The 13,809-nt window shown below is 30.5% G+C and carries 10 protein-coding genes; 6 read left to right on the plus strand and 4 right to left on the minus strand.

Going from position 1 to position 13,809, the window contains the following annotated elements; all coding sequences use genetic code 11:
- Positions 1–152 precede the first annotated feature (152 nt).
- Complete coding sequence (locus GBO31_RS25025) at positions 153–3,137, plus strand: M16 family metallopeptidase (RefSeq protein WP_219011374.1); 2,985 nt, start codon at positions 153–155, stop codon at positions 3,135–3,137.
- Between the two features lie 67 nt (positions 3,138–3,204).
- On the opposite strand, the gene GBO31_RS25030 is transcribed toward GBO31_RS25025, so the two are convergent.
- Positions 3,205–4,005 carry a hypothetical protein gene (locus GBO31_RS25030; RefSeq protein WP_219011375.1) on the minus strand — a complete coding sequence of 267 codons (801 nt, stop codon included), beginning with the start codon at positions 4,003–4,005 and terminating at the stop codon, positions 3,205–3,207.
- On the minus strand, positions 4,002–4,589 hold the full coding sequence (locus GBO31_RS25035; protein WP_246615987.1) for an RNA polymerase sigma factor: 588 nt from the start codon (positions 4,587–4,589) through the stop codon (positions 4,002–4,004). The genes GBO31_RS25030 and GBO31_RS25035 overlap by 4 nt, the downstream gene beginning before the upstream one ends.
- 91 nt (positions 4,590–4,680) lie before the next feature.
- Here GBO31_RS25035 and GBO31_RS25040 point away from each other — a divergent pair, with 91 nt between their 5' ends.
- The 5 genes from GBO31_RS25040 to GBO31_RS25060 all read left to right on the plus strand — a co-directional run bounded on the left by GBO31_RS25040 (position 4,681) and on the right by GBO31_RS25060 (position 9,111).
- Positions 4,681–5,058 carry a hypothetical protein gene (locus GBO31_RS25040; protein WP_219011376.1) on the plus strand — a complete coding sequence of 126 codons (378 nt, stop codon included), beginning with the start codon at positions 4,681–4,683 and terminating at the stop codon, positions 5,056–5,058.
- Positions 5,036–7,804, plus strand: coding sequence for a CHAT domain-containing protein (locus GBO31_RS27345; protein ID WP_219011377.1), 2,769 nt, complete (start codon positions 5,036–5,038; stop codon positions 7,802–7,804). The genes GBO31_RS25040 and GBO31_RS27345 overlap by 23 nt, the downstream gene beginning before the upstream one ends.
- A 170-nt stretch (positions 7,805–7,974) precedes the next feature.
- Positions 7,975–8,145 carry a hypothetical protein gene (locus GBO31_RS25050; RefSeq protein ID WP_219011378.1) on the plus strand — a complete coding sequence of 57 codons (171 nt, stop codon included), beginning with the start codon at positions 7,975–7,977 and terminating at the stop codon, positions 8,143–8,145.
- Between the two features lie 100 nt (positions 8,146–8,245).
- Positions 8,246–8,911 (plus strand): hypothetical protein, encoded by a 666-nt coding sequence (locus GBO31_RS25055; protein WP_219011379.1) that lies wholly within the window; start codon positions 8,246–8,248, stop codon positions 8,909–8,911.
- A gap of 8 nt (positions 8,912–8,919) precedes the next feature.
- The gene (locus GBO31_RS25060; protein ID WP_219011380.1) at positions 8,920–9,111 is read left to right on the plus strand and encodes a hypothetical protein; all 192 of its coding nucleotides are present in this window, start codon (positions 8,920–8,922) and stop codon (positions 9,109–9,111) included.
- A 53-nt stretch (positions 9,112–9,164) separates the two neighbouring features.
- Here the strand turns inward: GBO31_RS25060 and GBO31_RS25065 are convergent, their stop codons facing one another.
- Together GBO31_RS25065 and GBO31_RS25070 are read right to left on the minus strand one after the other, a co-directional pair.
- Positions 9,165–10,862, minus strand: a complete 1,698-nt coding sequence (locus GBO31_RS25065) for a sodium:solute symporter (RefSeq protein WP_219011381.1) — start codon at positions 10,860–10,862, stop codon at positions 9,165–9,167.
- A 371-nt stretch (positions 10,863–11,233) separates the two neighbouring features.
- On the minus strand, positions 11,234–13,735 hold the full coding sequence (locus GBO31_RS25070) for a PIG-L family deacetylase (RefSeq protein WP_219011382.1): 2,502 nt from the start codon (positions 13,733–13,735) through the stop codon (positions 11,234–11,236).
- Positions 13,736–13,809: the final 74 nt, after the last annotated feature.

Below are 13,809 nucleotides of genomic sequence, written 5' to 3' on the forward strand. Positions count from 1 at the left end.
AAATTTATAAATTAAATAAAAGTGCAAAGGATTAAATCTTTTGCGCTTTTTTTATTTCATATCAATGTTAAAGTACTCTTAAAAACTGTAACATATATTAACATTTTACGTTCCATAAAATATTAAAGATTCAATTAACTTAAATTATCTAAATGAAATCATTAAAGTCACTCTTACTTTTATCCTTAGTACTATTACTGAGTAATTGTAAGAATTCATCAGATCAAGAAGCGAAACCAGAGAAAACACTTGCAGTAGAAACGCATACAGATCCTTCTGGATTTTCATATGAAACAGTTTCGAATGACCCAACAGGACTTCGTCTTTATACACTGGAGAATGGTTTAAAAGTTTACTTAGGAAAAAATCCAGAAGAACCGAAGATACAAACGCTTATAGCAGTTCGTGCCGGATCTACCTATGATCCTGCTGATAATACAGGATTGGCTCATTATTTAGAGCACATGGTTTTTAAAGGGACTGATGAAATAGGTACTCAAGATTTTGAAAAAGAAAAAGTTCTTTTAAAAGAGATTTCTGACTTATATGAGTCTCATAAAGCAGAAAAGGATCCAGAAAAAAAGAAGGAGATTTATAAAAAGATAGATGAAGTTTCTCAGGAAGCGTCGAAGATATCTATTGCAAATGAATATGATAAGCTTGTGGGTTCTTTAGGAGCTGAAGGAACTAATGCTTTTACTTCTAACGAGCAAACAGTATACGTAAATAAAATTCCTACTAATGAATTGGACAAGTGGCTAAAAGTAGAAAGTGAGCGTTTTAGTAAATTGGTATTACGTTTATTCCATACTGAATTAGAAGCTGTATACGAAGAATTTAACAGAGGACAAGATAATGATGGATGGAAACAATATGATGCAGTTTTACAAGGGTTATATCCTACCCATCCTTATGGTACTCAATCTACAATAGGAGTGTCTGAACACCTCAAAAACCCTTCAATGGAGGCTATTCATGCATATTTTGATAAGTATTATGTGCCAAATAATATGGCCGTAATTTTGGTTGGAGATATAGATTTTGATGCTACAATTAAAAAAGTAAACGAATCCTTTGGGTCTTATAAGAAGAAAGAGGTTTCTCATCCAAAGTTTGATCCATTACAACCACTTACTTCTCCTGTAAAAAAGGAAGTATATGGTCCTACAGCAGAATCTATATATGTAGCTTTTAGAACAGAAGGAAAAGGGTCTAAACAAGAAGTAATAGTAACCCTAATTGATTATATGTTGGCAAATTCTCAAGCAGGTTTGATTGATTTAAATTTAAATCAAAAACAGTTGGTACAAAATGCTTCTTCATTTACAAATTTTGATAATGATTATGGATTTCACCTTTTGTATGGTACACCAAAAGAAGATCAAACACTGGATGAAGTTAGAGATTTATTGTTACAACAAATTGATAAAATTAAAAAAGGAGAATTTGAAGATTGGTTGATAGATGCTGTTGTAAATGATCTGCGTTTATCTAAAATAAGAGAATATGAAAATGCTTCTTCCACTGCATACTCATATTTAGAAGCATTTATTGGTTTTCAAGATTGGAAAAGTCGTCTTGAAATGTTAGATAATATGAAAGAGATAACTAAAGAGGAGATCGTAACATTTGCGAATGAATTATATGGAACTAATTATGTAGAAGTTCATAAAATTAAGGGAGAAGATAAGAGTATTGTGAAGGTGGAAAATCCTGGTATCACACCAATTGAATTAAATAGAGATAAAGAATCTGATTTCTTAAAAGAGTTCAATAAAATAAAAACTCCAGCATTAACTCCACAGTTTATAGATTATAAAAAAGCAATAAAAGAAAGTAATACTAAGAGTGGATTGTCCATATCCCATATAGAAAATCCAAATAATGATATTTTTAGCTTAAATATCATATTTGATATGGGTAAAGATCATGATCCAAAAATGTCTTTGGCTGCTGGATATTTAGATTACTTAGGAACTGATAAATATACTCCAGAACAACTTAAACAAGAGTTTTATAAAATTGGAGTTAGTTATAATGTATTTACAGCAGACGATAAAACCTATGTTGGAATTTCAGGACTTAAGGAGAATCTTGATGCTGGTCTATCTTTATTAGAGGAATTGTGGAATAATGCAGTACCAAATCAGGAGACATATGATAAATACGTAGAGAAAGTATTAAAAGGTCGTAAAGACAATAAAACTCAAAAAGGAAATATCTTTTGGAATGGACTTATGAGTTACGGTAAGTATGGAGAAAATTCTCGTTTACGTAATATCTATTCTGCCTCAGAATTACAAGCAATAAACCCTCAGGAATTGGTTGATAAGGTTAAAGAACTGCGTAACTATAAGCAGCGTATATTCTATTATGGAAATGATATAAATGCAGCTACCGCTTCTTTAGATAAAAATCATATTGTAAAAAGTGATTTACAAGATTATCCTGAGAAAACAATTTATTTAGAAAAAGAAACTGGTGGTAATGTATACTTTGTAGATTATGATATGGTACAAAGCGAGATGCTATTATTAGCAAAAGGAGCAGAATTTGATCCTAAAAAAATGGCAGCTTCTAGATTATTTAACACCTATTTTGGTAGTGGATTGTCTTCTATTGTGTTTCAGGAAATCAGAGAATCAAAATCACTAGCGTATTCCGCTTTCTCTAGCTATAGTCAAGGAAGAGAAGTGGGAACTTCAGATTACATAATGGCTTATGTTGGTACTCAAGCAAACAAATTGCCTGAAGCAGTGGATGCTATGATGGAGTTAATGACAGATATGCCAGAAGCAGAAGAACAATTTAAGCAGGCAAAAGAAGCAACGCTTAAGAAAATAGCAGCTCAACGGATTACTAAGTCTAACATTTTTTGGACATATGAGAATCTTAAGAAACGAGGTATTGATAATGATAACCGTGAAGAGATTTATAATACCATCAAGAACATGGAACTAGCAGACCTGAAATCTTTCTTTAACGAGAATATCAAAGGTGAGAATTATAATGTTCTTGTGATAGGTAATAAAAAAGATGTAGATATGAATGCTTTGAAAAAACTAGGAGAGGTTCAGGAAATGGACATCGATTATTTATTTAATTATGAAAAAGATAATAAAGATCTGAAAATGTAATTTGAAAATAAATAGTATTTAAAAGTAAATTAATAAGCCTACAAATCTAGATTTGTAGGCTTATTTTTTATAGCTCTTCTAAAAGTTGTAAAGCTTCTTGAGATTTGTAATTCGTAGATGACTTTGCAATTTCATTCAATAATTCTTTTGCTTTTTCTATTCTGTTTTGTTTAATAAATAATAGCGCTTTATACCACGTTCCTTTTGGTGCATCTAGTAGTTTGCTATTAATAAGAAGATCAAAAGTTTTTTCAGCATCTTCAAATTGATTTAATTCCATTTGAGAAATACTTATATATAAATACACAGTCGCTTTGTCCTTTTCTATCGTGTTTATTTCTTTTGTTAAAATTTCTAAGGTTTCTTTATATTTTTTGTTTTCAAATAATTTCTGCGCTTCTATTAGTGGTTGTTTATTGGTTTTGCCACGATCCACCAATGAAGGTAAATCAGAAATACTTAAATAATTTGCATACAGTTCTTGATATGATGTAGTGTTATAAAGAGAAAATATATATGTTCCAATCAATATTGCAATTGTTGCGGCAATAGCATATATCCATGAAGACTTTGACCTTTTCTTTTGTATATCCTGATATTCTATATTGACTTTGGTAATAGTATCTTTAAGTTCTTGAGTAGTATTGCTTTTAATCAAATCCTCATATTCCTTAACTTCTGGTAATTCATGAGCATTACTGGTACTCCATTCAGAATCATTTAGATTAAGGAATAATTGTTTTTCAAAGTTTATTTTTTCTCGAAAACTCTCATCAATCTCCATTTTGGACAATATTTTTTGCCTTTCCTCCTCCGAAAGGGTATTCTTAAGAAAGTTTTGAATTAATATGTCGTCTTCGATACTCATAGTTTTTTAAGAGATATATAACGTTTGTCGGTTTTTATGGTCTCTGATAATTTGGTTTTACATTTAAATACTCGTTGTCTTGCAACGGTTTCGGAACTATACTTCATTTTTTTGACAATTTCCGGATAGGAAACTCCATTGAAAAATAATGTTAGAACCTTTTTACAGTTATCCGAAATCAAGTTTAGTTTTTCCTTAAATAATTCCCATCTTTTTTGCTCTAAAATACTTAAAGCCATTTCTCTTTCTTCGGGAACTAGTTCTACAATTTCACTATTTGTTACCCTGTTTTTGGATTTATTTAATTCTTTACGCCATAGATTTTTACATGAAGTAAATAAATAAGCTTCAAAACTGTTGTTGATTTCAAATTGCTCTTTTCTATATCTAACCGTTATTYGTATTAAAGCCTTCTGAAATATATCCTCAGCATCTTGTTGTTGACCTTTATTTTGTAAAACAAATTTTCTTACTCTAGGAAATACCAAGGTATAAATTTTCATTATTCCTTTTGAATCATTAGTAAGTAAGCTTGTAAGATATTCTGTTTTATCAGTCATTCGTGTATCGTAAATCCGATGCAAAAATAATTTTTTTGAGAAAATTGGGTAACAAAATGTAAGTTTTGGTAACCAATTAGCTAAAAATTAATAATTATTAATAAAAAGTAAAAAAATGGGAAAAGGTAATTTTTGTAAGATAGTAATGTTTGTAATATGCTCTGTAATTCTTTTTGGATGTAGTGTTGATAATATAACCGAAGAGAATCAAGAATATGATTTTACGAAACGAATGAGTGTTGAGACTACAAATGTTTTAATAGAATATGTGTCAGGAACAAGAGATGCTGTAAAAGATTCTATTCGTAATAACTACTTTAATTCTGGTTTGCTTGTTAGATGGAATTCTTGCGATATAAAGGATGTTGAAGTTTGGGAAGTAAATACACTCATCTTTTTTAAAGGTAAACCGAAAGCTATTATAGATGCTGATAATGAAGAAGTAGATAAAGCTACTGTATACGCAACTTGTGAAGATTACAAAGGGAATTGATATTGTGAAATATTTTTTAACACTAATTCTTGTAGCACTATTTAATATAAAGGGGAATTCACAACAGTTTTCTTCAGATTATAAATCTGTTTTGGATCGTTCTGATATTGATATATCAGACAAAACAATGAAGATTGATAGTATACTAGCAGTTCATTTATCTCATAATGATTTGCTTTATAGTATTGAGGTTGCCCATGAGTATTCTCGTGAACTTTATAAAAGGAAATTATACGAAGATGCTATCAAGTATAGTGAATTAGAAATTTCCTTATATCAAAAACTGAAATTGAAAAATGATAAATATGCTGGAGCGCTATATAACCTAGGACTTTTTTATGCGAAATCCGGAGAAATAGATTATTCACACATGTTTTATAAAGAGGTGGTGAATATCAATACGGATGAGTATAGCAGAGGAAAATCTTTTTGTGAATTAGGTAATTATTATTTTCTTAAAGGTGATTTTTACAAAGCCAATGATTATTATACACAAGGTATTTTCATTTTAGAGAAATTTAATAGAAAAAAATTGTTGATCAAAAAGTATCTTGGGTATTCTCACTTATTAGGGGAGATGGATACTCATGATAGTTCATTAGAAAAATTAAAGGTAATGGATAAGACAGATGCTCTTATTGGAAAAGTTGATTCAACTTTTCCAATAAGAGATTATATAAGTCTTAATAATGATTATGCTAATTATTACAATAGCAATGCAACTTATAATTTTGACAAGGCAAAATATTATTATCAACGAAATCTAAAAATTGCTTCAGAAATAAAAGACTCTTCTATATTGGCAAGAACATATTCCAATTTAGGAAATTTATATATCGATGCTAAAAATTCTATACAAAGAGATAGTGCTCGTTATTTTCTAAGATTAGGTTTACAATACAGCACTAATGATGAGGAAAAATCTTTGTTATATCATAATTTGAGTAACTATTTTAATGCTAGAGGCCAATATAAAGATGCTTTGGATCTCATACATAGATCTCTCACCTATAGTATTGGTATTTCTCAAAATGTGGAGAGCTTGCCTAATAGGGAAAATTTAACAGGGGCAATTAACAAGTATAATGCGCTTGTTGCGATTATTCAAAAGGCCACTATTTTCATAAAATTGCATAAACAAGAAAATGATCAAACGTATGCAGAATTGGCACTTTCTAATTTAATATCTGCAGACAATTTAATAGATATTCTATTACGGGATAGTGTTGAGGAAGGTTCTAGATTATATTGGCGTAAAGAAGCTTCAGAAATTTATTTTAAAGGGATATTAGTTTGTGAAATTTTAGATAATAAAGAAAAAGCGTTTTATTTCTCGGAAAAAAAGAAATCACTACTACTCACTGAAGATATTATAAAAAATATACATAAGTCTCAGCTATCAGATACAATTTTGCAACAAGAAATAGGACTGAAAAGACAAATTTTAGCTTTAGAAAATGATTTAGTTAATCTAAAAAATAGTGATAGTGTTTTATTATTGAAAAATAAGCGTTTTTCGCTAAAACAGAGATATGATAGATTACAAGATTCTTTAAGATTTTTATTTCCAAAGTATTACAAAGAAAAACAAACAAATAAAATTGTTGAGGTAACAAAGATTCAGGAAAACTTAGAGGAGAATGAAGTTATTATATCTTATGTAAGCAATCGAGATGAAAATAATGATGATTTTAATTTCATGTATGCAGTTTTCATATCGATGAACCAGATTGAAGTTGTAAAAATAGGAGAGCTGGATACCATTGAGAATCATATTCTAAAGTACCGTGAACAGTTGTCAAGACCTTTTGAGACTGAAGATGATAGGTTAAAGTTTCAAACTACGGCTTCAAGATTATATAAATTGTTAATTCCACAGAAAAAGATAGCAGAACCTTTAAATGGGAAACATTTGATTATCATTCCAGATGGAGCTTTACAATATATTCCATTTGAATCCTTAGTAAATGATAAAAATTTAAATAGATATCTTATTCAAGACAATGAAATAAGCTATGCATATTCTATRTCCTTTTTAAAGTATAATACAACTGTAAAACGAGCTTCTTCAAAGGATTTAGTGAGTTTTGCTCCTGTATATTTTATGCACGATGATCTTGAGGATATTAGTGATAGTAAAATGGAGATAGAAGGTATCTCTAAAAGTGTAGTGGGAGATAGGTATGGCAGAAAACAGGCATCTAAACAGAATTTTTTGTCTGGTACAGAAAATTATAAAATAATTCACTTAGCTACGCATGCCAATTTCTCTGATAACCTTCAAATAGCATTTCATGATACTAATTTAGAGTATCATGAGTTATACACCTATAAAAACCAAGCTGAACTAGTTGTACTAAGTGCCTGTAATACTTCTTTAGGGAAAATAGAAAAAGGCGAAGGTATTATGAGTTTAGCAAGAGGTTTTTTTAACTCAGGAGCGAATACAGTTGTTTCATCTTTATGGAATGCAAATGATAAAGCTACAGCAAAGATTATGGAAGATTTTTATCAAAACTTAAGTAAAGGACAATCTAAATCTCAAGCTTTGCATAATGCTAAGATCAATTATTTGTCATCAGCCTCTCTGTCTGATGCATCTCCATACTATTGGGCTACTTTTGTATTGATTGGTGATTCTGAAACCAAACTTTTTTCTTCAAATTTACTGCTAAATACAGTTCTTTTTTTAGTTTTTTCAGCACTGATAATCAGTGCTCTATTGCTTTTTTTGAAAAAAAGATAATTTTTTTGGGTAACAAAAATCTAATTATGGTAACAAGGTGGCATAATTAGTAAAAGTTACTATTGTTTCTTTTCTATTTATAGTTAAAAATTCTTTCGCGAAGAATAAGACATAAGCTATGAATGTCTATAAATGATCATAGTATTCATCATAATTTAAAATTTTTAATCATGTTAAAAAACATTTCAAGCTTAGGGAAGAAGCTAAACAAAAACGAACAGAAATCTATTGCAGGAGGATTAAAAAGAGAACCGGACATTTGTGGAATTAATTTTATGTGTGGTCCTGGATATCGCTGTGCGAACAGGTTTTTAGGAGATTTAATGTGTATTCCAGAATAGTTGCATTATCTCAAAAAAAGGAGAGATCACTTAGGATAATTTACCTGAGTGATCTTTTTACCAATAATTAATTTATAAAAATCTAAATTATTCATTAAAAATGAAAACATTAAAATTAAATATTTTACAAAAATCAATCTTCTTATTCTGCTTGTCGCTATTTGTAATTAGTTGTTCTACAGATGATAGTGTTGAAAATCAATTAATACAAAATGATTCCATTGAAAAAAGTACTCGCCAAATTTCAGCTCTACTTAGTGAGGATAAAGATTTTATTTCTTTGACTCTGGAAATGGAAAAGTACGCATCGTTTCTTGAAAATGTCATTAGTAAAAGTACTTTAAATGTTAATGAGTTACAGAATAGACTTATAGCTTTGCAAGAACAAGGATTAGAGTTTAATGAAGAAGCAAGAGAGTTAGACAAATTATTAGCTTATCCTGTGTCTACAAAAACAACAGAATATTCTAAAAATTTTTCAAAAAAATGGAGTATAATTTTAAAAAAATATGGAAACGTAAAACAAAGTGATTTAGAATATTCCTTCGCAAAGGTATTTGAGCAAAATAAGTCATCTTTTGGAAGTGATTATTTTGGTTGCAACTGGAGATATTATTTATGTGTTGGAGCTGCTTATGCTGGAGCTGTTATATGTCATGCAGGTTGTATTGGTGGTACATTAGGTATTGGTACTCCAGCTTGTGTACTCTTCTGCGGTATAGGAATGACATATGCAGGAGTTGTTTGTTATGATACTTATTGTTAATTAGAATAATGAAAATTATGTTAAAAAAAATTTCAAACTTAGGAAATACCTTAAATAAAGTAGAACAAAAATCCATCAGAGGTGGTAGAAAAGAAGATCCAACAATACCAAATTCAACTATTGAGTGTTATTGTAACGGAAAATTTGTTGCAATGGTAGATGATGTCGATGCTTGTTTATGGATTTGTGATTTATACTAAACAGTATAAAAAAATTTACGAGGGAAGCCAATTAATGGCTTCCCTTTATTTGTTTATTCTTCTTCCACCTCAATTTCACTAGTAGGAATAAAAGGTTCTAGTAAGACTGCCAAAAACATTACAACTCCGCATCCAAGAGCGTTTAACCAAAGGAAAGGAAGCCAGTCTTGCCACCAAACATATATAATGAATAGTTGAGTAATAATAGCTGCCATAAAAACAGCATTGCTTTTCACAAATTTTATAAAGAAAGCCAATAAGAATATACCTAAAACATTCCCATAAAATATAGATCCAATGATATTTACCAATTGAATTAAGTTGTCAAAAAGGTTAGCAAAACAAGCAACTAAAATTGCTATAATTCCCCAGATCAATGTAAAGAGTTTAGAAGCTGACACATAATGTTGCTCACTTTTTTCCTCGGTAATATTTCTCTTGTAGAGATCAATAGCAGTGGTAGAAGCTAAAGCGTTTAATTCTGAAGCTGTAGAAGACATTGCTGCAGAAAGGATTACAGCAAGTAATAGACCTATCAAACCTCTAGGAAGGTTATTTAGAATAAAATGAATAAATACATAATCTTTGTCATTCGTTTCTACGGTATCATCTGCTTCTTTTATCAGATCCTTAGCGCTTTGTCTTGTTTTCTTTTCAGAACTTTCTAGTGCAATCATTAATTTTCTTGCATCCGAAGCTTCTTTCGAAGTATTGGAATTCAAATAATTTTGGATGGATGTTTTTTTATATTCTTGAATTTCCGATAATTTATCTTCTAATGCACTATATTCTTCGGCATATTGTGTGTTCTGAATTGCGGTACTAGCTGCAGGATTAAAATTTAGTGGAGCTGCATTAAATTGATAGAATACAAATACCATAACACCTACTAAGAGTATAAAAAACTGCATCGGTATTTTTAATAAACCATTAAATAACAATCCTAGTTGGCTTTCGCGTATAGATCGTCCCGATAAATACCGTTGAACCTGACTTTGATCAGTTCCAAAATAAGAAAGCATTAAAAATGTTCCTCCTATAATACCAGTCCAAACGGTATATCGATTACTTAAATCAAAAGAAAAATCCAAAACCTCCATTTTCCCACTAATTCCTGCGATATCAAGGGCTTTAGAAAAAGTAATATCTTCAGGTAGGTAGCTAATAATCAGGAAAAAAGCTATAAACATACCTGTAAATATGATGGCCATTTGCTGCTTTTGAGTAACACTTACCGCCTTTGTCCCTCCAGAAACTGTATAGATAATAACTAAAATACCTATGATAATATTTAAGGTTGTTAAATCCCATCCTAACACAGCTGATAATATGATAGCGGGCGCAAATATGGTAATTCCAGCTCCCAATCCTCTTTGGATTAGAAAGAAAAATGCTGTTATGGTTCTTGTTTTAAGATCAAATCGGTTTTCCAAATATTCATATGCAGTATATACTTTTAATTTATGGTACAATGGAATGAATACAATACATATAATGATCATTGCAATGGGTAAACCAAAATAAAACTGAACAAACCCCATTCCGCTATGAAATGCTTGTCCTGGAGTAGATAAAAAAGTAATTGCAGAAGCTTGTGTTGCCATTACTGAAAGACCTATGGTCCACCATTTGGCTTCATTTCCACCACGTATGTAATCTTGTACATTTTTACTACCTCTTGTTTTCCATACACCATATAAAACTATAAATAATAAAGTTCCAATAAGTATGATCCAGTCTACGAGTTGCATATGTTAGTTAGTTGTCTTTTGTCAAAAAAATGACTGTTAGTACTTAGATAGTTTTAAGATTTAGAATTATCAAGAAAAAGTTGTAGTAATCCAATAAAAAAATGCTAAGTATACGATGTTAGCTATTAAAACAATCGTATAAAGTTTTTTCCAAATTATTTTAGATGAGTCTTTCATCTGTTTCTGTTTTATTTTTTCTTCAATCCTCATATGGAATTCCCCAATAATCATTTAGATGGGTATCAACTAATTGTTATGGCTCATTCCATGCAAAAATGATCTCAAGAAATATTATTTATTAAACTTATTGAATCGCTATGAATTCCTTAGAAATTTAAGATTTATGAATCTTATAAAAATCTTAATTGATTTTACTTTCCTAAAGATAACATATTTGCAAATAATCGATAAGCTCCAGATACTCCGGCAGGGAACTCCCTAAAGAAGCTTAGTCCGGTATACACATAATATCCTTTTCCATATTTGGCCACTAATAAAGCTCCTTTTTTCGAAGATTCTCCTTTGTCATTTGCTGCTATTATAGGTGTGTATTCGTTAGACCATTCATTTGGAAAATATAAACCTCTTTCTTGTACCCAACCTTCAAAATCTTTATTCGTTATTTTATTAGGTGTATTCAGAACAGCATGATCTTTTGCTAGTAATTTGATAGCAGCATTTTCATCAGTAACTCTATCTCTGGATAATTTTAATGGATATGGCCCTAGATTATCAGTTACTTTTAATCTTCTATTTGTGTTATACTGAATAACAAGGTTCCCTCCATTTTTAACGTATTCTAATAAATATTTTTGTCCAAATTTTAACTCTTCAACAGTATTATACGCTCTAATTCCAACTACAATCGCATCAAATGGTTCTAAAGTTTTCTGAGAGATTGATTCTGGAGAAATAGTTGTTACTTGATAACCAATTTGTTGTAGACTCTCTGGAACTACATCTCCAGCACCTTCGATATACCCTATATTTTGACCCTTCTTTTTGATGTCTAGTCGTACTACTTTTGTTTCTGAAGGAAGAATAACTGTTTGAAACGGTATATGATCATAATCTATTGTAATTACCTCATCAGAATATGTTTTTCCATTGGTTAGTTTTATTTGCGGTGAAATAAAACCTTCACTCTGATTTGAAGGAGGTGTAACCGTAAAAGTTACTATCTTTTCTTCTCCTTTTTGAGTAAGGTTAAAATCAAAACTTTCTGGCGTAACTTTCCAACCATTTGGATGTGCTAATGTTACAGTTCCATTAAGATTAGCTTCTGAAGCTTTGATAGTAATAGGTATTTCCTTTGAAAGATCATTAGCATAAATAATTACTTTATCCGCAATACTAGCTGAAATGGCTGGTACAATTTCAAAAGGTTTATAAACTTCTCCTTTTACTGGATCATTAGTTTTATAAATAACATCTTTTGAATATGGTATAATCGTTCCACCAATTTCTATATAAAAAACCGCTTCTGTCTGATGTTTTGTTTCTGGATTTCCAATTAGTTTTTGATTCGCTACGCTATACATTCCTAAAGTAGCTTTATTATTTAACCAATACGGAGTAGTGTTTTGAGTTTCAGCGACAATTTTTCCTTTTAATTCTAAATTGGTTCTTTTATTTACTTCTAAAGAAATATCTGGAGTAACAGAAGAGCCAATAGTAGCAATATCGACAGATTTTAAACCAATTGGAACACTACTTCTGTTAATAGCTTCTATTTTTACTGTTACTTCACTATTGGCAGTTGTATATGGATCAGTAGCCGCAGCTTCTAAATAAAGTCCTGTTGATGCTGCTATGATTGCTTTTATCTCTTTGGTTTTGATCGTCTTCCAATGCTGATCTTCTAATTGCTGGATTAATTGATACGCTTTAACCAGTTGATTAATTGAGGCTGATGGATTTCTAAAATCAAAGTTTTTTTCAACATCATACAAAATATCACCAATAGCTTTTCCACCTTTAATCCGGTTCCAAGAAGTATCAATTCCATCAAAAATATTAGTTTTATCTTTCGGTAAGTCTCCTTTTATTAATTCTACATATTCTTTCTGTTTTCCTCTTACACCAGTACTTCCAAACCCTTGAGATTTATGTTGGCTTCTACTAAGAGATGCTATTTCGGTATTGGAAAGTCCTAAATTAGAATAATACACTCCGGTATCAAACTCTAGAAATTTCGATTTATCAGCTTTTTCGAAATTCTTTCTACTACCATAGAACCACCATGAAGTATTAAAAAACAATCGTTTAGGTTGCCAAGGTTGTACATGTTTTAATTGTTCTGGATAAACAGTTGGATCTGCAACCAAGTCAAATGCTTCAACACTTAACATGGCAGATGTAGTATGATGTCCATGCGTTGTTCCTGGAGTTCTATGATTAAATCGATTAATAATCACATCAGGCTGAAACTTTCTTATCGCCCAAATCACATCATCTAAAACCTCTTTTTTATCCCAAATAGCCAATGTTTCATCTGGATGCTTGGAAAACCCAAAATCATTAGCACGTGTAAATATTTGCTCTCCACCATCTGTATTACGGGCTGCTAGCAATTCTTGGGTTCGTATGACACCTAATAATTCTCTGATCTCTGGTCCAATTAAATTCTGACCTCCATCACCACGTGTAAGCGATAAATATGCAGTTCTTGCTTTTACTGCATTAGCCATATAAGAAATAAGTCTTGTGTTTTCATCATCTGGGTGTGCAGCAACATATAACACGGATCCTAAAAAGTTTAATTTTTTAATTGCTTCATGGATTTGAACAGAATTAGGCTTTTCAGGTCGTTGTGCTTCAGCAGTATATATAGAAATAGCGCTCAATGCTATTACAAATAGTAATTTTCGCATAATAATTGAATTGAAACTTATTTTGAGTATTTCCCAAATATAAAAAGATAAAATTCTCAGCTTTTAGGTTTAAG

Origin of the sequence: Aquimarina litoralis (genome assembly GCF_019295435.1) — a bacterium.
GTDB classification, from domain to species: Bacteria; Bacteroidota; Bacteroidia; order Flavobacteriales; family Flavobacteriaceae; genus Aquimarina; species Aquimarina litoralis_A.